The following is a 24,665-nucleotide window of genomic DNA, read 5'->3' on the forward strand; positions in this document are numbered from 1 at the left end:
ATAAAAAGAATGATATATAAACTAAGAAGCCACCTGACTTACAGTCAGATGGCCTTGTAATTAAATGTCTTAAATTATTTCTGTTTATTACAAAGTTGCGCCAGCACCTTTCATTACGACAGACGGAACATTTGCCGCGGTACTAAGTACTGATTTATATTCGTAAGTAGGTACCCAGTTTGAAGGAGCAGTAGTAATTTTGTTTTTCCCACAGTTATCAAATATATTGGTGCTTTCACCGCTGATAACACCAGGTACAGGACTAAGTTCTGTTCTGATTGGTAGTGAAGTGTTTTTGAAATAGCTGTTTTCCACCCTCACAATTGCCCCCATAAAGGAGCTTACAAAACCTGCGTTGTCATAATAATTGTTGAAGGTATGCACAGTTCCATATCTTACATTCGGACAGCGTTCAGAAACATTGTAGAAATAGTTATTATGCACAGTAACGCGAAGTTTCCCAACAGATTCGGGCTCGTTATAACTAAAGCCGATCAACATAGCTTTATGGTTATCGTACAATTTATTCCATGATAATGTAACATAATCGGCACCAGTTCCGACGTCTAATAAGCCATCATAGTAATCCCAGTCACTTACCCGTTCTGATGAAAGATCACAATGATCCACCCATACGTGGTGTGCACCTCCTTTAATAATTATATTTGAGTATGTTTTAACTTTACTGATTGTCATATTCCGGATAATGATATTGCTCTTTCCGTAGATAAACAAACTTGCTCCAATTAGTTTAGAACCGTTAAGTCCCAGAATCGTTTTATTAGATTGCACCCTAAGTAATCCAGAACCAGTAATCGTTCCAGAGACTTGTATAATTAATGGTGCTGAGGATGATACCGCATTTTGAAGCGCTGAGAAAGTTGATACAGTTACCGTCTGACCGCCTGCACCTCCTGTTGTTTTACCATTTACAGATGCATATCCTATAGGTTCACTGGTTGATATAGGAGGATTAGTGGTTTCAGTTGGTGGAACAACAGGGCTTATTGTGCTTTGACCACCTACAGTATAAGTATACTTCTTACCATTGGTTCTCGGGTCCGAGTTATCAGAAGCTGAAAGAAACAAGAACCCTGATTTATGACTGAAACGTCCTTTACCTAAATCTCTGATTTCCTTATGGGCAGAATGTGCAGGGCCAATCTCAACGCCATTTTCAAATACTCTTACGGTTGAAGCAGTTGGCTTATCATTGGAATCGCTTATTAAATTGGGATCCATCGGAATTCGTACAGCAAAACCTCCGTCCGAAATACCTTTTGAAACATTTACTGTGAATACAGAAGTTGATGTTGTTGAAACAGCACTCTGTAAATCCCCATTGTTAGGAACATCAATTGTTAGATTTTCTACCTCTTCTTTTTGGCATTGACTAAAGGTAAAAAGAGTAAGCAGTAGTGAGCTAAATACTAGCACTTTTGTAATTAATTTTGTTTTCTTCTGCATGAATTTTTGTGTTTTAAATTTACATCTTGGGCGCAAACCTAAAGGATTTGTAATTTAAAACACAATGCAGATAATGAGGCGTTTATATATTTTAACTGAAAATCATATTTTATTTAATGCTGTTATTCAGTTAGTTGTGAATTTTCAAATTTTTGTTTTCAAGTAAAATTATTGAAGTTGTTAAAAAAGTTTATGTTACAATATTATGACAAACCATTTGCGGTTTGTGTAATATTTGTCTGGTTTTGATAAGTTTCTGTATAATAATTGTTGTACCAGTTTACAAAATTTTTCACTCCAGTCCCCACACTTGTTATTGGTTGATAATGAAGCTTATTCGTTAAGTCATTAATATCAGCAGACGTTTCGGCTACATCTCCGGCCTGCATTGGCAAAAAGGCTTTATTCGCTTTAAGACCAGTATATTTTTCGATTTCATTAATAAATTTCAACAAACTTACTGGCTCTCCTCTTCCAATGTTGTACACTGCATAAGGTACTTTTGAGGTGGCAGGATCAGGACTTTTCGCATTCCAATTTGGATCTGCTTGTGCAGGAGCATCAATTACCCGAACAATTCCTTCAATAATATCGTCTATATATGTAAAATCTCTGCTCATCTCTCCGCTATTGAAAACTTCTATTTTTTCACCTTCCATTATTGCTTTAGTAAAGATATACAAAGCCATATCTGGTCTACCCCAAGGACCATAAACTGTAAAAAATCTTAAACCCGTTGTTGGCAAATTAAACAAGTAGCTATATGCGTGAGCCATTAATTCATTACTTTTTTTAGAAGCAGCATATAAAGAAACGGGATGATTTACACTTTCATGTGTAGAAAAAGGCATTGTTTTGTTTAGTCCATATACGCTCGATGAACTGGCGTAAAGTAAATGTTTAATTTTAAAATTTCTACAGCATTCTAAAACATTCAAAAATCCTTTGATATTGGTATCTATATAAACTTCGGGATTTGTGATACTATACCTCACACCAGCTTGCGCAGCTAGATTACATACCGCGTCAAACTGGAAAGATTTGAAGCAAGTCGTTAATTCTACACTATCACAGATATCCAATTTCATGAACGTATAGTTTGGATATTTGGTGCTTTTTACTACTTTTCCGTATTCAAGTTCTGTCGTGTTTATTCCGGTTTCTATGAGCCTGTCGTGCTTTAAGTTGACATCGTAGTAATCATTGATGTTGTCGATCCCCACAACTGTATCTCCTCGTTCTAATAAACGTTTGGCCAAATGAAATCCTATAAAGCCGGCTGTACCTGTAACCAATACTTTCATAACAATTAAGTTTATAGATGAATTATAGATTATTTGATTATTCTTATTAAAAGTTATAAGCTATTTACTCGGCGAACCTCCTCCAGAATGGAACTAATAAATAACTCCGGACTACGATCTTTAAGGTAATCTTCTCTTCTGTTGTTTTTCTGAATAGGATAATCAGCGAGAGCAAACTTCATAGCTGATGTTAAAGTGCTTATATTATTGGGTTCAACTTTTAGAATAGAAGATATTTTTTCAATTCCGCCCGCACAAAGGGTTGAAACGATGGAATCATTTACGGCCATCATTTCAAGTAAAACATTTGGAAAACCTTCTTTAATCGATGAAACAACACATAGTTTTGCTTTTTTAAAATAGGGTAGGGGATTGTCAACATGTCCCATCAGGATTACTCTTTCTTCCAGACCGGTTTCTCTGATTAAAGCGTCAAGGTTTTTCCTTTCTCTGCCTTCTCCTAATATCAATAACTTTAGATTCTTATGCTCTTGCGCAATATTTGCAAATGCATGAATTAATATTGAAAAGCCCTTTTCTGGAATCAGCCTGCCAGCGGAGCAGATAAATTCTGAATCTACCAGATTTTCACCTATGGACTCTCTAGCTTTTTTTAATATATGATTTAGGTCGATCGGATTTTCTATTACTACAACCTTACCGTTTGGAATAAATTTATTTTGTTCTAACAGCTGATTACGCATAATTTCTGTTTGGCATACGATTAAATCAACTGCCGGATAACCTAATTTATAAGCTATCTGATAGCTTAATTTTTTGATACCTGCATAACGGGTAAATACCGAAGTGCATTCACGGACAATTAGGTTTGACTTTATATATCCAACACGTTTGAGCATGCCTAAATATGAATTAAGATAAGGATGTGTACTCATGATCGTATACTCTCTTCTGTAAGGATAGAGCTCTTTAACAAGTTTTAAAAAGCCGATTAACAGAGACCTTTGCGTTAAGTGTTTTACCTTCTGTTCGTTGGGTATGAATAGTCGGGAGTTAAATATATGTTTCAGGAAGATTAAAGGACTGTCTGTTACACCTGCTACCATGCGTAGGATATTTTCCGCTCCTCCTGCAGTATCAGACATTGATACAAACAATAGTCTATTTGAAACCCTATCCATCCTTTGAAAATAGTCGAATTTCTCAACTAATATTATGCTCTAATAAGGGCTAGTATTTTAGTAAAGAACTTTTTTTAATAATCTATGTACAGGAGTAATTGGTGAATGTGTTCTTCTCTTTCCATCTACAACAATCACATCGTTTCCGAAACTGATGTTATGCATGCCTTCCAGGTAAGGTTCTTCGGGCAATAATTCAAAATCAGGTTCGGATTTAAATGAAAGTTCAGAAAGATCAGAAACTTTATTTATAATTATGGATCCCCCGTAACGGATTTCTAAGTTTTGCGTTGGGCGATAAAGTTGTCCATTTACTACAAATAAGTTTCCTGCCCCTCTGCAATTTTTCGTACTTACCGGAATGGGGTTTAATGCATGTGGCTTAAACTCTTCCTCTAACGAATCTGAATAGTATATGTATATGTCATTTAGCATTCCATCTATATTAGTAAATAACCAATATTTTTCCTTGTAGTGGATTATGGAACTATCTACATAGCGGGGACCCTCCAGCAATACTCTTTTCTTCTTTAACTCAATAGAGTTTTTATGATCAAGCTGATACAGACTTACTTCACCAGCATCTGCAGTCTCTGGAATGCAATAAAAGTTTGATTTCTCTTCAAAAATGTATGGATATGAAAAATGGATGCCTTTTGGTGTAAGACCAGATATTCTTTGTTTAGTGCCAAAATTAAAATTTTCAATTCTTGAAATTTTACCTTTAATCTTCCAAAAGTTAAGCTCTTCATAGTAGATGTAAAGACTGGAATTCAATTTGACAACAAAAGGATCCGCTGAATAATGAGCCTTATCCTCCTCGAGCCACGACACTTTTCCATTGAATTTTTTTCTCCGGATTAAATCTTCAGCAGATTGATTTACAAATCCTATATTCCATTTGTCTGCACCAAAATATCTATCTATTACTTTATTCATTTTAAATCAAGATTTAATAACAAGAATTTCATTATCTAAACCTGATTATGCAAATTCTTAAAGAGGTCTATTTATTTAATATTTAAGTCATAAAGTATGCCTCTACGTGTTTCTTGCAGGAAGCTGCTATGTGATAATGCTGTTTAAATGAATTAAGACTATTTTCTTTTATCTTCTGTTTGTCTGGATAGAAAACGGCTCGCTTTATAGTTTGACAATATGAATCCACGCTGGTATCGTTGCTCAAAAATCCAGTGTCCTCTTCATGAATCATATCTTTAATCCCCCCTACTTTAGTACAAATGGATATACAGCCAACTGATAACGCTTCTATTAAGGATATAGGCATTCCTTCATAAAAGCTTGATAAGCAGAAAAAGTCTGCTATACTTAAAAAATCAGCTATGTTGTCCTTCTCTCCAAGAAATTCAATGTAAGGGTCGTCTTTGATCAATGTATAAAGTTGCTGATATAAGGATTCATCGCGAAGATCACCGATTATTAGTAGTTTACATTTCTTCTCTTCACTTGCATTAAACTTTTGTAAGGCTTCAATTAATAGCTGCTGGTTTTTCACTTTCATAATCCTTCCCACATGAATTAAAAGGAAGGAATTTTCATTTTCTTTATATCTTTTAATAAGTACGGGGTATTCATCGGTGAGGGTTAAAAATGGTCGACCATTTTCAATTACAATAACATTATTCAAACCATAATATTTTTTGAATGATTTGCTCCCATCTTTCGAAACCGCTATGGGAATTACGGTGTTCTTCTTGTACAGCGTTTTGCGAAATGACTTAATTGCAAGATTGGGGCATTCAGCTTGGGCTGTGGAATGGATCGTATGAAAAAACTTACAATTACCACTCATAAATCTATACAAAATCAAATATTCGAAAGCATTTAAATGTGTGTGCACTATATCCGCTTTTTGCTTGACTAGCCAGGTTGTCAATTTGAAAAGTACCTGAAAATTTAACCCTCTACCTTTGTGCAGGGATAAATAGTGTACCTTTCCGTTAATTTCACTAAGAAAAGTCGTATCGGGATCATTATCACAAAGAGAAATTAAATATATTTCATACTGATCAGTTTTTGCCAACTCATTGCATAGATCGACTACAAATCGTTCTGCTCCCCCTTTTCTGAGCGAGCCTATAATGTGTACTATTTTTGGTTTATTCATTATTTTTTTGAATCACATAAATTGACGGCTTTATCCAATCGTAATTTTTCTTAAAGTCAGAAATATGATTTTAAGATCAATCCATAAATTATGATTATTGATGTATTTCAAGTTTTGTGTAATTTTTAAGGGGATTAATTCTTCTACATAAAAACTTTCTGGATCATTAGATTTGGCCAAAAGCTCACATTCGTCGGAAAATTCAATTGATGCCCAGTCTGTAATTCCTGGTTTGACAGAGAGTACCATTATTTGTTCATCGTTATAAAGATTTACATATTTACGAACCTCAGGGCGTGGACCAACAAAACTCATATGGCCTTTTAGTATATTCAATAATTGGGGCAATTCATCCAGTTTATGTTTTCTTAACCAATGTCCAATTTTTGTAATACGAGCATCGTGATTACCTATAGTAAGTAGTTGTTGGTCTTCTTGGTGTGTGTACATTGTTCTGAATTTCAGCAAAGGAAAATCTTCTACGTTCTTTCCTACCCTAATCTGACGATAGAATACTCCACCTTCCGAATCTAAAAGTATGAGTATCGCAATTACGACAAAAACCGGACTAAGTACGATCAAGCCAAATGAGGCAAATAGAATATCAAATATGCGTTTAGTTTCCATAGCCAAAAGCTCTTGTTGAAACGTCTCCCATTGTTGGAATATTTGCTCTTCTTGTTTTCTTGATCTTTTTAGATTCAACCTCTACCACAGCCGGTTTGTTTAGTTGGATTTGTACGGTGGCAATTACCGATTCAATAATAAAATGTATTTCAGAATCTGAAAGCTGAGGATAAATAGGCAAGGAAATTTCACATGAATATTGCTTATAAGCAACAGGATAATCTTCTATACGATACCCAAGGTTTTTGAAATAAGTAAGCATTGGCATCGGTATGAAATGTACGTTTGCAGCTATCCCAAGCTGAGCCAAATCATCAATTATTTGATCCCGTTGTGTTTCGGTAATACCCAATACTCTTAGCGGAAACAAATGGTGGGATGATTCTCTCTCATCATCCTGTAGAGGAGGTTTTATAAACCATTCCATTTGTTCCAGGCCCTTACAATATTTTGAAGCTATTTTTTTACGCAGAGGCAATAACTCATTGCTGTATTTTTTTATTTGTGCCAGACCAATAGCCGCACAGATATCTGGCATATTAATTTTTAGCCCTTGAAATAAGATATCATAACGCCAGCCACCACCCTTTGATTTGGCCAGAGCATCTTTGTCTTGTCCATTAAGTGTATATATCTTTAGATATTCATATTCAGCAATAGCATTAAAAGTAGGGGGAAGATTTAAACAGATACATCCTCCTTCAGCCGTAGTGATGTTTTTTACTGCATGAAATGAAAATATAGTTACATCACTCATTTTTGCAGAAGACAAACCGTCATAGGTTGCACCAATAGAATGTGCTGCATCTGCGATCAGTAAGATCCGTCCTAAAAGCTCCTGCTTATCGGATTCTGCAGTAAACATATTATTCACCTTTGGATCCCGGATGATAGCTTTTAGTTCAGTATAATTGCATGGCCATCCCGCAATATCTACAGCTATAATAACTTTTGTTTTCGAAGTTATAGCGTTTCTTACCTTTTCAGGATCTATACAAAAATCATCACTGATATCCACCATTACTGGAGTAGCGCCACAATGCAAAACACTTAGTGCAGTTGCGCAATACGTATAAGCAGGTATGATTACTTCATCCCCCTCTTTAATCCCAAACCATTTTAACATCAGTATTGCTCCGGATGTCCAGGAATTCACACAAACTGCAGCATCAGAATTGGTAAGCTTAACTATTTCTTGTTCTAAAGCTTTAACTTTAGGCCCGGTTGTAATCCACTTGTCTTGAAGTGATTGTACCACTTGATCAATAACTGTTTGATCAATAAACGGAGGTGAAAATGGAATGTTCATAGTTCTAGAGTTTTATGTGGTTGTATGTCTGTTTCAATAAAGATAAGCTGAGTTTAAGTGCTTAATTACTAATTATTTAAACAAGAAAAATCCATCTGGCGGAAACTGCGCAAACAGGAATGATTGTAATTACTTCGCGCTTGTTACACTCGGTTTGGATTTGCTAGCAGGCGTATGGCAGTTGAAAATCACATGTAGGTGGAAAGAAGAGCTTTTTTAAGAATTATGGAATATTAAATCTTTCCATTGCGGAAGAATATTTTCTACAGAATTTATTTTACTTATTAGCTGTGCATTGCTGGCAACTTTTACTCTAAGGCTTTCATCGGCTAATAAATTATCCATTGCAGAAGTAAGTTTACCAATATTATTTGCCTCTATTAAAATTCCATTTGCCTCATTTTGTATTATTTCTGATGGACCAAACTCACAATCCATTGCAATACAAGCACAGCCAAAACTCATCGCCTCTATTAAGGCATTTGGATATCCCTCATTTCTGGAGGGTAGAACAAACAATTCGGCTTGCTTATAATAATCCTGCAGATTATCTTTTGGACCAATTAGTTTAACCCTAGTGTGCATACCCAATTTTTCAATTTGATCGGACAGTTTTTCATATTCACTTCCGCCACCAACAATTAGTAAATCAACATCTTCAGCTTTAATTTTACTATACGCTTCAATTAGTTGGTCAAATCCCTTGATAAAGGAAAGTCGACCAACACCTAAGATGAATTTCTTAGTGTTTACAGGGATCGCAGAGGGCGATTTAAATACATTTAATGGATTTCTGATAATTTTAAAATTATTTAATTTTTTAAAAGATTTATGGTTTCTAATGCACACCTCTATTCCTTTGGCTGGTATAACAACAGCCTTAGATTTTTTATATATGATATAGGAAATTCTTTTTAAAAAAAAGTTGAATGAATTAATCGTATGATCAGGAGTGGTTCGTTCTGAAACTATAAAAGGTATATTAATTAAAGAACAAGCTAAACCAGTCCATAAGTTTGCTGTGGTCATAAACGAAATAACACAAGTTGGTTTTTCTTTAATCAGCAATCGGGACAATCGTATAAAAATTAGTAATGCATATTTAATACGATTAAAAATATTTTCTTTGCCCCGCTTTTCTAATAAATTAATCATCTTGACATGAGCTGAGATTTGATACCCAGGCTCGGCTTCATTAAGACATATAATAAAAACGCTCAGGCCTAGTTTACTAAATTCATTTGCCAGTATAGATAACACCCTTTCTGCCCCTCCACTATGAAGGTTATTAATAACAAAAAACAACTTATTTTTCATAACCAACAGCCATTTTTTTATAAAACCCAAATTCCTGATACCATTTAGATAAAATATATACTCTCCAGATAAAAGACGAATAGTCATGTTTTCCTTCTAAATGCTTTTTAAAAATATCTTTAAACCTGGATACATTTAAAATAGGAATCTGACGTAAAAAATCGTCATTTAGATTTTCTTCAAATTCACTACGCAATTCATTTCTTATCCATCCTGCTAATGGTACAGCAAAACCTCTTTTGGGTTGATCAAATACCTCTTCAGGAATATATTCTTTTAGAATATCTTTTAATATCTTTTTTCTTCTGCCTTTTTCGTAGCGAAATGATACAGGCAGCGTTCTTGCAAACTCAATAATGTTGTAATCCAGAAAGGGGCTTCTTACTTCTACTGAATGAGCCATACTGGAACGATCTACTTTTACATTGCTGTCGTTTTCTAACCACAATTTAATGTTTAAATCAGCTGTTGCCTGCAATAAATTCTTTGACCATATTTTATAGCCATTATAATGGGACAACCACTTAAAGTGTCTCTTCCTTACGAGCGAATCATATCCAACAAATATGCCTGCAATAAAATCATATTTTGAAGCGGCATTGAGTATTCCTTTATAAGAAAGTGCCCGGGCGCCCAAAACATTAAAACTCAACATCCGGGCAGCCATTTTTCTTAAAAAATACGGTACCAGCGTAATTTTATTTGCGTAAGGCACTAATCTAAAATGGTTGTATCCAAAAAAACTTTCATCACCGCCATCTCCAGACAAGACCATCGTAACGGATTGTTTTGTGATCTTATTCAACAGTAGAGAAGGCAGAGCAGAGCTATCGGCAAAAGGTTCATCGAATACTTTTACCAATTGGGGGATCATTTCCAAAATATCTGTTACTTTACAAATTGTTTCCGTATGTTCAGAACCTATAATTTTTGCATATTGTGCAGCTACTTTGCTTTCATCATATTCCGGGTCTTCAAATCCTATTGAAAACGTTTTGATGGGATTCTTTGACATCCTTGAAGCAATACTGGATACCAGAGCCGAATCTATACCTCCTGAAAGAAAAGAACCGAAAGGCACATCTGCTTGTAGTCGTATTTTTACGGCATCTTTTAGTAGATTGTGCAACTTCTCTTTGGCCTCATCATAAGACAATTCCACTTCGCTTACTTCCTTTAAGTTCCAATATTCCTCAACCTTATATATTTCGTTATCTAGATCAATTTCCAGATTATTTCCCGGAGGTAATTTATAGACATTTTGATAGATCGTGTATGGGCTAGGAATATAGCCACAATCCAAATACATCGAAATAGCTTCATTGCTTATCTGTTTGTGTTGGCATATGGGACGTAACTGACTACAGATTTCAAGTTGTCCGTCCTCCCACGAGTAGTAGAAGGGTTTTACACCTAATCGATCGCGTGAACAAAATATTTTTCTCGATGTGTTATCATATATCGCAAAAGCGAACATTCCGTTTAGTCTAGGTACTAACGCTGCCCCCCATTCTTTATAACCTTTTAATAATACCTCGGTATCGCTCGTTGTGTCAAAAGTGTACCCTAGAGTTGTTAAATGTTTTTTTATCTCTTGAAAATTATAAATTTCACCATTGAACACTATAATAAGATCTTCAAATGTCATCGGTTGGTGTGAACGAACATTTAAATCTAAAATGGATAATCTTAAATGCCCAAAAGTTAAATCAGATACTTTTTGAACGCCTAAATAGTCCGGTCCTCGGAATTGTATGGACTCCAGTTTTAATTTTACCGACTCCTCGTCAATGGGGATATTAGTTAAATAAATTCCACACATATTAGAATACATTTATATTGAGGGATTTAACCTGATAGTTAATCTTATGGATATTTGGGTGTTTTGTTTCATATATTTTTTTCTGCACATCTATCTGTATATACAGCCACATTGAAATAAATAATACAAGGTTATTTTCAAAATAATTATGATTTGTCAGCATATACATCACTAAAGAGAAGGAAATCAGAAAAATTACCGGATTATCATTAAATATTTTAACGCCGTTAATTAAAAAGGATCCATATATCCACAGGAAATAGAGAAGAACAAAAAAGCCGGCTTCACCGATAACCATTAAAAATGTGTTATGTACACCATTTTTAATCGTGAAAGAATTGTATTCAGGGCCAAAAATTTCTCCGCTAAAGGAATGGTATCCATTACCCCAAACTGGATTATTTAAAATTTCATTATAATAGTGCGACCAGGTCTCTGTTCTAGATTCTTCCGCTAAATCATCATTGACTTTACCTTCAAGTATACCTGAGAATGCATGCATTCTTTTCGTGCTTAAATCCAGTTTATCTCCAAATGAAAGGAGCAGCGCAAATAGAACAATACCTGCTAGAAACTTATAAACATTTTTATAGTTAATTAGCAAAGCCAGCAAATTGATTAATATCCAAATCAATAAGAAAGTTCTGGAGAAGGTCACTAATCCAGCAATTGAAAACAACAATTGGCCAATGATTTTTAATTTTTTATTATCTATTGAAAAGCTTAGCGAATATCCTAATATACAAGCATAGCCTGCGGCATTAGGGTTTATATAAAAGCCTCTGTATCTACCGCCAATTCCTTCGATAAAAATAGCTTCTAAAATTATACTTAAACATCCTAATAAAAGCACTATATAGATATCCTCTTTTGTGGTGTCGGTTACCACACTTGCCCCCATAACTATAATGATAAAATACTTAATAAGTGTTACTAAATAGCCTTCGTCATTTTGTGTGCTGACTAGTATTGATATCAAAAAGAATAAAAGTCCGAACACAATAAACGGAATTATTGGCTTCTTGTTTTTACTAAATAAGTAATAAGCGATTACGAGAAGGAAGGTGCTGTAGCTTAAAAGTTGACCAACTGTGGCATTTGCTTTAATCAAAAAATAACTTGGAAGATTGCAGAAAACTAAGAATAGAATAATAATCTTAAGATATTTCATGTCGGAAATTATTAATACATAATTATATTTTTCTAACAACTTATAATATAGTTCTTATTGTACTAAACGCATTTTGTAAGCTATGATCTCTAACTTCAAACAGAAAATATTTTCTAAAATAATAGAAGAGTAACTTAACTTTTTGAACTTTGGAATATTTAAAGATTTTAATAATTAAATATAAGTCGTCAAGTGTTTTTTGTTTCATAGTATTTGCTTTTAACATACTCCAGATACCCCCTGCATGCTTTCTGTAGGTGCTCATTACTTCGGGTAAAACATAAATTTTCTTTCCAGAGGCAAATGTCAAATACAGTTTAAGAAATCTATCGGGCGCATGAAATTTAAAAAACCAATCTGTCGAGTAAATCTCTTTAATTTCGGTACTGTTTCTGAAAAGAACGGAGACAAGTATAGTTTCAAAATCATTATTAAACAGGATATCCTCAAAGGAATAGATTATTGGTTTTGGATTTAAGTTCAAATAATATATTTCATTATTTTCTTTGATCCTTTTCGAATAATGACAACACATTATATACTCCTGGTTTTGTTCTAAGAAATCAACTTGCTTTTGCAGTTTTAAAGGGTCTGTCCAATAGTCATCTCCGTCGCACTGCGTCAAATATTTTCCTTTTACCTCTTTATACAACCTTGCCGCATTGTTGTGAGCACCTACATTAGATTCTGAAGTGATTAACTTTATTTTATCTGGGTATTTTTGTACATATTCCTCTACAATTCCTCGGGTGTTATCGGTTGAACAATCTTCTCCGATAAGAATCTCAAATTTAAAAGTCGTTTGTTGTTTTAAGTACCCTTCAATAGCCTGTGCAATATACTTCTCGTGATTGTAAGTGACGCAGCAGATACTAACCATCACTTCATCTTCAATACTTTTCATAGCTGGTTTATTTTTTTTCATGACCATTTATGACTTTTTCTATCCGATTGGCAATCAATTCGCCAAAGCCGTTTTGTTGATGTATGGTTCTGGTTCTCTCAGGGTATTTTTGAGTTCTCAATAATACGCGTGAAATCATATCCAAATCGGAGATGGTCAGTGTATCATAGAGAGGGAGACAAACAATCCTTTTTACCACAGAATCACATACTGGCATAGTTTTGTTATTTACAAAGGGTAATGCTGCCAAAGAAGGGAAAAAGTACCTTCTGCAATATACACCTGCCGATTCCAGTTTAGCAAGACAAGCATGCATTAGTTCTTCTGAATCAAAAAGAATTGGACAATAGGCATAATTATAGTCCTGAGTGGAATCAATTAATTGAAATTTAACTTTTAATTTTTTCAGGTTCTCTCTGTAATGAAGTGACAACGATTTTCTGTTTTCTAGAATGGTATCAATATGCATCAGATTACACAACCCCATAGCTGCATGAAATTCTGAATTTTTCGCATTAATACCAACCAACGCAAAGGTATCCGGGCCACTGTATCCAAAATTACGCATAAATGCCATTTTCTCTAATAACTCTGGTTTTTTAGTAAAGACAGCTCCGCCTTCTATAGTATGAAACAATTTAGTTGCGTGAAAGCTTGTGGTACTAATATCTCCATACTCAAAAACTGACCTGTTTTTATATTTTGTTCCGAAACAATGGGCGGCGTCATACATCACCTTTAAACCATATTTATCAGCAATATTTTGTATAGCATCAATATTACATGGGTTGCCATAAACATGGGTTGCCAAAATAGCGGAGGTTTTAGGGGTAATTGCAGCTTCGATTTTATCAGGATCAATATTGAAAGTATCCGGATCGATATCCACATATATCGGTTTGCAGCCTTGCCATAAAATACTATTGGTTGTCGCTACAAAAGAGAATGGAGTTGTGATAATTTCTCCTTTCAATTCCAATGCTTTAATCGCCATTTGTAGGGCTGTAGTCCCATTGGATACATATAGTAAATAATCCAGATTCAGGTACTGCTTGAGTTTGAGTTCCAGATCATTAACCAGAGGGCCGTTATTGGTTAACCATTGGCGATCCCAAATACTTTTTACATAGTTTTCAAATTCCTCCATTTTGGGAAGAAATGGCTTGGTTACTGGTATCATCTTTTTAGGATTAAATGTTTAAAATCTATTATTGCGGTAAGGTTTATAAGGTTACTGATACTTAAATAAGTAAGGGCGTAAAACAAAGCACTTATAATAATCCGTGTCAAATTGTTAATATTAAAAGAATCCACTAAGAAATAGTCAAGAATATAAGCTGAAATGCCAATAATAGCCGATAAGATTATAGTTGGTAAAATGTCGGCTATCTGTTCTTTGACCGGATAATTAATCAGCCTTCCGCTATAGAATGTGTTGATGTAAAATCCGATAAAATTAAACGATAATTGAAAATATAACAGACCATAAATACCAAAAGGTATTACACTCAAAATACCTATTACACTTAGTGTTTTCTTTATAATCTCCAGTTTTAGAAACAAATCACTCCGTCCTTTCACCTTTAAAATATTCAAATTGTACGCATGAAGGGGGTACATTACCCCTGCAATGCAAAGTATTTGAAAATATGGTACTGCAGGCAACCACTTATCGGTTAATAAAAAACTAAAAAGAGGTTGAGCTGCTACACACATAAAAATCAGTATGGGAGCATTCCAAAAAATAACCTGCTGCATTACCTTTTTGTTCATCCTTTTTAACTGCATATTATTATGGGATATTTCCGCAAACATCGGATAGGTAACTTTATTGACAGCAGCTGAAATATTTGCAGTTGGTAGCTGACTGATAGAGTCGGCCCTAGAATAATATCCTAATTGAGTTGCAGCGTAAAATTTGCCTATAATAAGTGTATATATATTCTGATAAAGTGTATCAAGTACGCCAGATAGGGTCATTTTATAGCCAAAATGAAAATGACGGTTAAAGCTTCCTTTGTCAAATATCAAGGCCGGACGCCAGTCCGAATATATCCAATGAAGTATGGTTGACAAAAAAGAGGTAAATAAACCCATCCATACTAGACTCCAGACACCATATCCATTTTTAGCAAGGATAATTCCTAAAATTCCACCTGCTAAAGACGAAGGGATTTGTATGTTTGTTTGTGTTTTAAACCTCATCTCTTTTACAAGACGGGTACTTTGAACACCAAAGAAAGCATTTAAAATAAATATTAGACTGTAAACACGAATGATCGTTGTAAGGACTTGTTGATTGTAAAATGATGAAATAAGGGGGGCGCAAAAAAATAAAATGAAATAAAGTACTGTGCTCCCTATCAAATTGAAATAAAAAACGGTAGAAAAATCTTTTTGATCTGCATCGGTAGTGCGTATGAGCGAAGAAGTAAGGCCTCCGTCTAACAATGTGTTTCCGATGGATATAAATACAGATAACATAGCTATCAGCCCAAATTCTGCCGGCGTTAGAATGCGGGCTAGCACTATGGTTATAAAAAAACTGATTAATTTAGAGCCAAATTGCTGACCTACTGACCATATTACGCCAGAGATAGTCTTTTCCTTTAAAGTCATTTGTTATAAGCGTGCACTTACCATTGTATTAGGCAAGACTGACTTGATGTCGTAAACGACTGTATTTTCTTTGCATAGATTTGTAAGGTCGAGTTCTTTAAATTCCTTATGGGCAACGGCAATTAAAATTGCATCGTATTTTCTTTTTTTCGATTCCCCGTTCTGACAAATTACGCCATACTCTTGTTTAACCTGATCTGAATTGGCCCAAGGATCATGAATGCAGACCTTTACTTTATATTCTTCTAACCTCCTAATTATGTCGATTACCTTCGTGTTTCTTACATCGGGGCAATTTTCCTTAAAAGTAAATCCTAAAACCAACACTTCTGCATCTGTAATGTGGGTACCGTTATAAATCATTTGTTTAATAAGCTGATCCGCTACATACGCGCCCATTCCGTCGTTTACACGGCGGCCAGCTAGAATAATTTCAGGATGATAACCAACCTCCTGTGCTTTCTGTGCAAGGTAATATGGATCAACCCCTATACAATGCCCACCTACCAAGCCTGGTCTGAAATTCAGAAAATTCCATTTTGTACCAGCGGCAGTAAGTACTTCGGTAGTATCTATTCCCAGCCTGTTAAATATCATCGCCAATTCATTAACAAAAGCAATATTAATATCTCTTTGCGCATTTTCTATAATCTTTGCCGCTTCTGCGACCTTAATAGAGGAAGCCTTATGGGTACCAGCATGAATAACTGTACGATACAATTGATCCACAATTTCGGCAGTTTCCGGTGTAGAGCCAGAAGTGATTTTAAGGATATTGGCTACGGTATGGTCTTTATCTCCTGGGTTTATGCGTTCGGGAGAGTATCCTGCAAAAAAGTCAATATTATACCGTAGACCCGAGCTCTTTGCTAATATCGGAACACATTCATCCTCTGTTACTCCAGGATATACCGTAGACTCGTAAATCACTATATCGCCCCTTTTTAATAATTTCCCTACCATTAAGCTAGCCTTAATCAACGGATTTAAATCCGGTCGGTTATTTTTGTCCACAGGTGTAGGTACCGTAATGATAAAAACTGTACACGATTCTAGTTTATCTATCTCGCTTGTGCAATACAATCCGTATGAAGTTGAAAAATCGAAACTAAGCACATTCTTAAGATCTTCTTCACAAACTTCTAATGTATTATCCTTACCACTTTTAAGTTCATCCACTCTTTGTTGATGAATATCAAAACCAATAACTTTATGCTTCTTAGCAAACTCTACTGCGAGGGGAAGTCCAACATACCCAAGGCCAATTATGGCTATTCTTACAGGTGCTATCGCGTACATAATGCGTTATTTAGAGGTTTAGCTTTGATAAGTTGACTGATTTCAACCCGGGTTACTAAGGCGCAGTCTATGTGATCAAAAGACATCAGAACAGTTTTTCCCTGTATTTTGATAATTTTCCCTTCTTGATTATAAAATAATCCACTTCTAATTCTCACCCTATCGCCGGTCGAAAGATCATTTAGGTTAATTATCTCCAAGTTATTATAGGTTTTTACCATTTCCTTAAGCTGTTCAATTGTCGCTTCCCTTAAAATGGCGGGTTTCCCCATGAAATAAATGTAGTTAACAACACCAAGCGTATATCTGACTTTAGTAAGATCTCTATCATCTATTCTAACAAAAACATAGCCTGTAAAGAGGGGAACACTTACTGTCTTTTTTCTGTCTGCCCATTGGTTTTCCGTAGTTTTTAAAGGACAGAATGTTTCAATTCCTTGATCTTGTAAAAGTCTATCTACTTTTTTTTCCCAACGTGGACGCACATAAATAACCAACCAGTTTTTTTTTAGCTTTCTTTTATAATTCAATCCAATTTCCATAACTAAATTCTTTAAGAGGAATTAAAAAATGTCATATTTTTTCTGCCCTATTCATATTTTTTTAGGCATTATGCAGTTTTATATCTGCTACCTTAGACAACAGGGCTTCGCCATATCACTTACAGTGATGTGTGGGTAAATTTTGAAAAGTAATTAGGGAAAAAATAAATTGGAAACGGCTATTTAAATATTTGCAGAATACTTAATTTATTACTGCAGAAGGTCTATTAACTGTTCAATACGTTTGTTATAATCAATTCTTAGATTTATTAGTTTGCCATATCATATCCATAGCCTCCATAACCGTATTTATGATACCTTTCTCTTTTTGCATCATTAAATACCACCATGAGGTTTTTAAGCTTATTTTCGTCGTAAATATCTTTAAGAATAGTCAAATGATAGTGGTTTGTATAATTATATCTTACGAGATATATACTCACATCTACAAAAGGTGTCAAACTAAAGGCATCTGCAACTTGTCCAACCGGAGATGTATCTACGATAATATAGTCAAATCGTTTTCTTAGCTCTTCTATAAGGACGTCTACTTTAGGGTTCAATATTACTTCTGCAGGATTTTCTGGAATTTCAGAACAACCGATTACACTGACATTATCAGAGACTAGGCTAGGTTGGATAATATCATCGACAGAAATATAGTCATTATCCAGATAGTCTGTAACACCTAGCGTTGATGTCAAATTTAATTTTTTTAACAAGGCTGGTCTTCTCAAATCAAATTCTACGATACAGACCTTTTTATTGAGCATACCCAATGTGTTGGCCAGATTAATGCTAAAGAAAGTTTTTCCTTCACCTTTCATACTTGAGGTCACCAATATTACTTTATGAACTTGATTTAGCATAAATCCTAAATTCATACGTATGTAGCGAAATAACTCTGAGATAGTCGAACGCTGATCTGCTCGAAACACATCGGTACTTTTGTCCAAATTGTGCGATAGCTCGCCAAGCAATTTCACGCCTGTTAGTTCAATTGATCTGCTATCCGTAACTTTGTTGTTTAAAAATCCTTTTGCATAAATAAAGCCAGCAGGTACAACGCATCCCAATATGAAACCACATAAATAAAGCATGTCTGACTTTGGCGAAATCGGTGTTGTATTGTAAGCTGGTTTGTCAATAACTTGTGAAGTCGGTACTGTAGTAGATAATGACAATGCTGTTTCTTCGCGTTTTTGCACTAAGTACTGATACAACCCCGTTTTTACGGTTTGCTCCCTACTTCTTTCTAAAAGTCCTCTTTCAATGGTAGGGACAGATTTACTTTTGCTGTAGTACTGTGCATAATTTTTTTGTAAATTACTTTTCTCAATATTAAATCCATTTTTTATTGAATTTAGGTTTTCCAAAATGTTGTTTTTTAAACTGGACAGTTGATTATCCAGATTCAACACCAGTGGATTTTCGGCATTAGCCGTACGGAGCATTCTATTTTTTTCTTGCTGAAGGTCATTGAATTTCACGATCATACTATTCAGTATCGGATCTTTAATGCCCATTGAACTAGGTGCTAAACTGCTCTGCGATTCCTTATTTAAAAAATAGCCTTCCATAGACTTAACCAGGTTAAGCTGCGTAGTTGACTCCGCTAATAACTGGTTATATTCGCCTGACCTTGTTGCATTTAATTGTGCATCAATATCTAGGTTTGTTACCTGATATTTTTGTTTAAAGTTCTCAACGTCTTGTTCTGCTCCTGTCAGATCACTTATCAAATATTTCAATCTGTTATCTATAAACTTAATCGTATTTTCTGCGATTACATTTTTATTGTTTACATCGTTAGTATTATAGTTTCTGATAAGATTATTCAAAATATCTAATCCCCTTTCTGGAATGTTATCGTTCAAACTAATTACAATAGTATTAGCATCCTTAACTATAGGGTTTATTTTTAACCTCCCTAAGTTATATGATTCAGTAAGTCTATACAGGTCTTTAAATTGAATGTCTATTTTTCCATACATACTTTTAAAAGCAGGTCCCTTGTTTACACGTATTGCATAGTTTTTATTTTTGATAAGCTTATCATAGGGGACTACCAGATTAACAGTACTATCGGTAAAGTTAAATAAGCTATCATTTATAGACGTAATATTTATTTTTCTAGAATAAGCTCCGCTGTTTAACTCTTCAACTTCTATTTTTACAGGTAATGTCTTGCCATACAGTTCTTTCGTTTTTAAGCCTGATTTTTGAAAGTAAGAGGTCTCCATATTTAGATCTCGAAGAACTTTATTGATCAAATCTTTAGATCGCAGAATCTCCATTTCATTATCAACGGTTTTAACCGTTTGGAACATATTCAAATCGCTAAAGGCTGTACTGTTAGAGATTGCTGCACCTTCTTTATCATCTTGTATTAATAATGTACTACTGATCCTATACACAGGTGGTGTCAGAGATAAGTAGCCATAAACTAAGGCCATTGCCACTATAATACTCGTTAATATATAAGGCCAGTTCTTGATAATTCTTTTTAAGACTTCTGCAAAATCATTAGGCCTGTTCAAGTTCTTTTCCGCAAACATAATCTTGTTCTTTAAATGACTAATTTCTTAAAATGGCTGATATGAGTACAGCGACTGCTGAAATCGATGCAATCACAATAGGCATAATTCTAGTACTAGGGCTATACTCTATGGCTTTAGATTTATCGGGCTCTACGTAAACTATGTCATTTTGCATCAGATTAAAAAAGGGATCATTAAGAACATTTTGTTGGTTTAAATCCAACCTTCTCATTGTTCTTTTCCCATTTTGTTCCCTGATGATTAAAACGTTTTCTCTTTTACCATACACAGTCATATCGCCAGCCATACCAAGCGCTTCTAATAAATTAATATGATCGCCAGGTATCGTAAAACTGGAAGGTTTGTTTACTTCTCCGATTACAGTAATTTTAAAATTTAAAAGCTGTACCTCGACTATCGGCTCTTTAACATATTTAGTTAATTTTTCTGTTAATGCATCTTGGGCTTGTGTAATAGTTAAACCTTCCATCTTAATATTACCTATTACTGGAAGGGTAATCATTCCGTCTTTAGCAACTCTATAACCCGCTGGTCCATCATAATTACCTGAGGTTGCATTTTGACGATTGACCGTAAATAGCGTGTTTGATTCTGGGTTAAGGCTATTTATATTTATCCGTAAGAGATCGTTTTGTTGTATTTTTATTGGTTGGTCTTGTATTGTTTCTTCAGCCCTTTGTTGCGCCAAATTGCTAAAATAAGCTAAATCTCTTTTTTGCGCACATGAGCAAAAAGTAAGCATATATATAATAATTAGTAGGTGTTTTGTTTTCATGATTTTTTGTGTCTAAAAATGTGAAAGACTTCTTTACAACTAAGTTATGTATAAAACTGTCAATAATTTCTAGGGCAAATCACTTTGTATTTAAAGTGTATAAATGGCATCCATATTTTACAAAAATTTACAGTTTTGTTTGACAGATTTAACAGGATTTGTAAAAAAGTGAAGTGTTTTATGTGCAATAGTTGATTGTATTTTTTTTACAATAAAAATATTTTTTGTTGTATATCGATCTGCGAAAAGTTGTAAAACAGCAGATTTGTAACTATCGGTCTAAGAAAATGTTTTTTTTACGGTTTTAGACTATAGTTGAGAACTTCAGAATAGAACTTTCATAATCCGGCAGCTGGCAGATTACCGACAACGATGAGACTAACCTGATTTTATCGGGAGAGCTCTTGCATGCCAATAGTAAAGAATAACAATTTCTGAAAAAAAACTCTTAATGTCACTAACCGAACATACTGAACTCGACGATCCGATAGAGGCATAGGTTAGCAAATAAAATAAGCCTTTTCAGAAAAAAAGATATTAAGCAGGTATTAGATTAGGCGGATCAAGTAGTACACCGCGTTTGTGATGGGTTCTCATAACGACAGGCAAAAAAACAAATCTTTATATCTCGTGGTTTATTAGATATAAGGTAAATATTGGAAGGAATTTGAAAAGAATCAAGAAATATATTGTAAAACGAGGTGCTGAGGCTAAAAATTATTTAAGTTCTTGAGAATGGTTTTGACTTAATAGGCATTCATTGTATTTTTCTAATAAAAGTATATATTTTCTTATCCAATAGTCCGTCTTCTCATTTTCTGTGAATTGGTTTTGTAAAGGATACTTTTCTAATTTACTCTCTGAGTTTGAAGAAAACATTTCGGGCAAATCAGAAGAAAAATCATAATTAATGTAAGACCCAATTCTTACTAATATATCAAAAGGTAAGGTATCATGCTCAAACCAATTGTACAATGTACACCTACTAATCTTCATATATCTAGCCAGCTTACTTATGTTATGGCCTTGCTTTCTAATTATAGACTCGACAATACTACCTGCATGCTTTTGCGAAGAGTATTTTAAATTGGGTCTGTTACTTTCATTTTTTAAACTAATTTTAAATAAATCAATCCCTGGTTTGATAGTGCCCATAGCCTTCTTAATTTTAAGTCCATTATTATTTTCCATTCAAATTTCCTTCAAACGATCCGCTCTCGAAATGATTCTCATCAAGTTTATTGGTGATAGCGATCATCTTTTTATTTTCTGTTTTGTCGCTGAAACGCTACACTTTTTAATAAATAATTGTCGTAAAATAGAATTAGAAGTAGATTTATAAATTGGATCCTATAAGTGTTAGTAAAATGAAAAGTATTTTAATTATAGAGAATGATCCAGAATTGCTGGGTAAATACTCTGACATATTAAGAAATTTAGGGTATAAAGTAATAGTGGCACTTAATAGCGGCTTAGGAATTAATCTCGCAATAAGTGAACTTCCTAGTTTAATACTATGTAATACAATCTTGTCAAATACAGACGGTTTCGAAGTATTATCCGTGTTATCAAAAAATCCTTTAACTACCAAAATTCCTTTTGTGTTTTTAAATTCCCAATCGACGCCAGATATCATAAAAAAAGGGATAGCATGGGGGGCGGACGATTTCGTTACCAAACCATTTCATGGTAATCAGCTTATTAGAGCTGTTGAGGCAAGAATTAACAAGAATAAGGATCATAGTTGGGCATCATTGCCGATTATTGAATCCAATAGCAATCATCGTCATAAGGGTAAAGGCATGGAAAGGTTGATAGACCTTATTTCTCAATGTAAAATAAGGCATGTTAAGAAGAAACAAACTTTGTATTATGAGAGCGATCATTCGCAGTGGCTTTACCTATTGGTCGAAGGTTGTATTAAAACATTAAAGTTAACGGCTGACGGTCGACAAATGATTACAGGCTTGTATAAACCCAAAAGTTTTATTGGTTTAGATACTTTATTGCTGGATGAGCCTTGGCCTGAAAGTGCTGAAGCGACGCAGAACTCATCTCTCTATTTTATATCTAAAAGTGCGATCATAGATTTATTAAATGAACATGTCGAACTAAATCAACACTTCATTAAAATATTGTCTGCCAACTTACACGAAAAAGAAGATCAACTAATAGAGCTTGCTTATGAGTCTGTTAGAAAAAGACTTGCCCAAGTATTGGTTAGGTTAAACAAGGATACAATTCCAATAGATCAAATTGATATTTGTAGGGATGAACTTGCTGGCCTTGCAGGTATTGCTACAGAAACCGTTAGTAGGATACTTACTGATTTTAAAGAAAGAGGATTAATAGAAAGAAATGGAAGTCAAATTCAGATTATTGACCTAGACGGATTAATAAAGATGAAAAGTTAAATAGCCAATTTTTAGCTCTATTCTCTTCTTTAATAATTTATAATTAATAGTTCCCTCGCCAAAAACATCTGTGTAAGGTGTTAATTGTTTCTCTTAATACGTGTATATTGTAAAATTAATGTGAACCACATTTCACGCTAGTGATCAGTGTTTTAAATGATAATCGTCATTGTGTTAACTATATTCAACAAGTAATTTTGAAGCAAAATGACGAAGATTTATGGAAAAAATTCTGGTAGCTACAGATCTTTCGGCTAATTCTACTTCAGCGATTCATTTTGCCTATAAACTTTCACAATTAAAAGGTGCGACTTTGATTATTGTGCACGTGTATCATCTTTCGAAGCCCAAAAGCTGGCGATCTCAAAGATTTGAAAATTATCATCAAACTAGAAGGGAATTTATATTAGCTAAGTTAAAAAAGATATTGGATCGAATTTTTAGTGGCATCGAAGCGCCAGTTGTCAATGTTGAGATAGATCTTCAGATGAACACAAATATAGTTACCTCTATTTTAAAATGTGTGGCCAAGCATAAATGCACCTGTATGTGTATTAGCACCCAAGGCGCAGGAAAGATTAAAAATACAATCGGCACATCAACAAGTAAACTAATTGCCAAAACTCGTATTCCTGTAATTACTGTACCTAGTTCTTATAAGATAAAAACCATAGACAGCATTTGTTATGCATCCGATATGGCTAATTATCAAAAAGAAATCAAAAAGATATTGGAATTTGTGAAATCACTTAATATCGAAATTAAATTACTACATATAGTGTCTCCTCTAAAGATTCTTCTAAAAACTACGATTTTAGAAGCTCGGTTGCTTAAAAAAGTAGGAATCGTGGTTAAGGTTAAATATGTTCTTAGAAACCCCACAAACACTTTAATTGAAGATATTGATATTGCGGTTCGAAAAATAAGACCCTCTGTGGTTGTTTTCTTCATTAATAGATCTAAACATTATTTAAGTTCAATATTTTATGCTTCAGCTTTACAGCCCATACCTCTTTTTAGAAAAATCCCTATATTAACCTATAAGAAGTAAATAATTCCTGTATTCCATTTGACTTTATGTAAAATGGCAACAATTAAACTAGGAATTCTTTCCAATCACTTTTTATCAACCTTTTCCGTGTTACGTTGATGTTAAATATAGGTGATAGCGCCACTTTTGAATTTATTACGAGGAATATCTACATTATGGTAGCCCGATTCCGGAGTTCATTCGTTGTCTGCTATAAGTAATGCAGGGGAGAGT

The 24,665-nt window shown here is 34.3% G+C and carries 20 protein-coding genes; 2 read left to right on the forward strand and 18 right to left on the reverse strand.

Translation table 11 applies throughout. The features are described 5' to 3' along the window. Positions 1 to 87 precede the first annotated feature (87 nt). The 18 genes from G7B18_RS07805 to G7B18_RS07890 form a co-directional block, all read right to left on the reverse strand. Positions 88 to 1,437, reverse strand: a complete 1,350-nt coding sequence (locus tag G7B18_RS07805; RefSeq protein WP_240452797.1) for a polysaccharide lyase family 1 protein — start codon at positions 1,435 to 1,437, stop codon at positions 88 to 90. A gap of 233 nt (positions 1,438 to 1,670) precedes the next feature. Further along, entirely contained in the window at positions 1,671 to 2,771 is a 1,101-nt protein-coding gene (locus tag G7B18_RS07810) for an NAD-dependent epimerase (RefSeq protein WP_164122285.1), read from the reverse strand. Between the two features lie 53 nt (positions 2,772 to 2,824). After that, entirely contained in the window at positions 2,825 to 3,877 is a 1,053-nt protein-coding gene (locus G7B18_RS07815; RefSeq protein WP_164122286.1) for a glycosyltransferase, read from the reverse strand. A gap of 93 nt (positions 3,878 to 3,970) precedes the next feature. Then, a complete protein-coding gene (locus G7B18_RS07820; RefSeq protein ID WP_164122287.1) occupies positions 3,971 to 4,852 on the reverse strand; it encodes a hypothetical protein in 882 nt (293 codons plus the stop codon). An 82-nt stretch (positions 4,853 to 4,934) separates the two neighbouring features. After that, entirely contained in the window at positions 4,935 to 6,041 is a 1,107-nt protein-coding gene (locus tag G7B18_RS07825; RefSeq protein ID WP_164122288.1) for a glycosyltransferase family 4 protein, read from the reverse strand. A gap of 30 nt (positions 6,042 to 6,071) precedes the next feature. After that, positions 6,072 to 6,668, reverse strand: coding sequence for a sugar transferase (locus tag G7B18_RS07830; RefSeq protein ID WP_164122289.1), 597 nt, complete (start codon positions 6,666 to 6,668; stop codon positions 6,072 to 6,074). After that, entirely contained in the window at positions 6,658 to 7,977 is a 1,320-nt protein-coding gene (locus tag G7B18_RS07835) for a DegT/DnrJ/EryC1/StrS family aminotransferase (RefSeq protein ID WP_164122290.1), read from the reverse strand. The genes G7B18_RS07830 and G7B18_RS07835 overlap by 11 nt, the downstream gene beginning before the upstream one ends. A gap of 216 nt (positions 7,978 to 8,193) precedes the next feature. Next, positions 8,194 to 9,294 (reverse strand): glycosyltransferase, encoded by a 1,101-nt coding sequence (locus G7B18_RS07840; RefSeq protein ID WP_164122291.1) that lies wholly within the window; start codon positions 9,292 to 9,294, stop codon positions 8,194 to 8,196. Beyond that, on the reverse strand, positions 9,284 to 11,116 hold the full coding sequence (asnB, locus tag G7B18_RS07845) for an asparagine synthase (glutamine-hydrolyzing) (RefSeq protein WP_164122292.1): 1,833 nt from the start codon (positions 11,114 to 11,116) through the stop codon (positions 9,284 to 9,286). The genes G7B18_RS07840 and asnB overlap by 11 nt, the downstream gene beginning before the upstream one ends. A gap of 1 nt (position 11,117) precedes the next feature. Continuing rightward, complete coding sequence (locus tag G7B18_RS07850) at positions 11,118 to 12,287, reverse strand: O-antigen ligase family protein (protein ID WP_164122293.1); 1,170 nt, start codon at positions 12,285 to 12,287, stop codon at positions 11,118 to 11,120. A gap of 40 nt (positions 12,288 to 12,327) precedes the next feature. Beyond that, positions 12,328 to 13,212: a glycosyltransferase family 2 protein gene (locus G7B18_RS07855; RefSeq protein WP_164122294.1), complete on the reverse strand. Its 885-nt coding sequence runs from the start codon at positions 13,210 to 13,212 to the stop codon at positions 12,328 to 12,330. Further along, positions 13,199 to 14,338 carry a DegT/DnrJ/EryC1/StrS family aminotransferase gene (locus G7B18_RS07860; protein ID WP_240452798.1) on the reverse strand — a complete coding sequence of 380 codons (1,140 nt, stop codon included), beginning with the start codon at positions 14,336 to 14,338 and terminating at the stop codon, positions 13,199 to 13,201. Before G7B18_RS07860 ends, G7B18_RS07855 begins: the two co-directional genes overlap by 14 nt. A 29-nt stretch (positions 14,339 to 14,367) precedes the next feature. After that, on the reverse strand, positions 14,368 to 15,810 hold the full coding sequence (locus tag G7B18_RS07865) for a lipopolysaccharide biosynthesis protein (protein WP_164122296.1): 1,443 nt from the start codon (positions 15,808 to 15,810) through the stop codon (positions 14,368 to 14,370). A gap of 3 nt (positions 15,811 to 15,813) precedes the next feature. Further along, complete coding sequence (gene tviB / locus G7B18_RS07870) at positions 15,814 to 17,109, reverse strand: Vi polysaccharide biosynthesis UDP-N-acetylglucosamine C-6 dehydrogenase TviB (RefSeq protein ID WP_164122297.1); 1,296 nt, start codon at positions 17,107 to 17,109, stop codon at positions 15,814 to 15,816. After that, the gene (locus tag G7B18_RS07875; protein WP_164122298.1) at positions 17,097 to 17,651 is read right to left on the reverse strand and encodes a UpxY family transcription antiterminator; all 555 of its coding nucleotides are present in this window, start codon (positions 17,649 to 17,651) and stop codon (positions 17,097 to 17,099) included. The genes tviB and G7B18_RS07875 overlap by 13 nt, the downstream gene beginning before the upstream one ends. Positions 17,652 to 17,920: 269 nt before the next feature. Beyond that, positions 17,921 to 20,209: a GumC family protein gene (locus G7B18_RS07880; protein WP_164122299.1), complete on the reverse strand. Its 2,289-nt coding sequence runs from the start codon at positions 20,207 to 20,209 to the stop codon at positions 17,921 to 17,923. 19 nt (positions 20,210 to 20,228) lie between these two features. Further along, on the reverse strand, positions 20,229 to 20,987 hold the full coding sequence (locus G7B18_RS07885) for a polysaccharide biosynthesis/export family protein (protein ID WP_164122300.1): 759 nt from the start codon (positions 20,985 to 20,987) through the stop codon (positions 20,229 to 20,231). A gap of 717 nt (positions 20,988 to 21,704) precedes the next feature. Continuing rightward, positions 21,705 to 22,178, reverse strand: a complete 474-nt coding sequence (locus G7B18_RS07890; RefSeq protein WP_164122301.1) for a helix-turn-helix domain-containing protein — start codon at positions 22,176 to 22,178, stop codon at positions 21,705 to 21,707. 176 nt (positions 22,179 to 22,354) lie between these two features. Between G7B18_RS07890 and G7B18_RS07895 the strand changes: the two genes are divergently transcribed. Both G7B18_RS07895 and G7B18_RS07900 read left to right on the forward strand, forming a co-directional pair. Continuing rightward, positions 22,355 to 23,401 carry a cyclic nucleotide-binding domain-containing protein gene (locus G7B18_RS07895; protein WP_164122302.1) on the forward strand — a complete coding sequence of 349 codons (1,047 nt, stop codon included), beginning with the start codon at positions 22,355 to 22,357 and terminating at the stop codon, positions 23,399 to 23,401. A gap of 220 nt (positions 23,402 to 23,621) precedes the next feature. Next, positions 23,622 to 24,452 (forward strand): universal stress protein, encoded by an 831-nt coding sequence (locus tag G7B18_RS07900; protein WP_164122303.1) that lies wholly within the window; start codon positions 23,622 to 23,624, stop codon positions 24,450 to 24,452. Positions 24,453 to 24,665: the final 213 nt, after the last annotated feature.

The organism is Sphingobacterium sp. xlx-130, assembly GCF_011007405.1.
GTDB classification, from domain to species: Bacteria; Bacteroidota; Bacteroidia; order Sphingobacteriales; family Sphingobacteriaceae; genus Sphingobacterium; species Sphingobacterium luzhongxinii.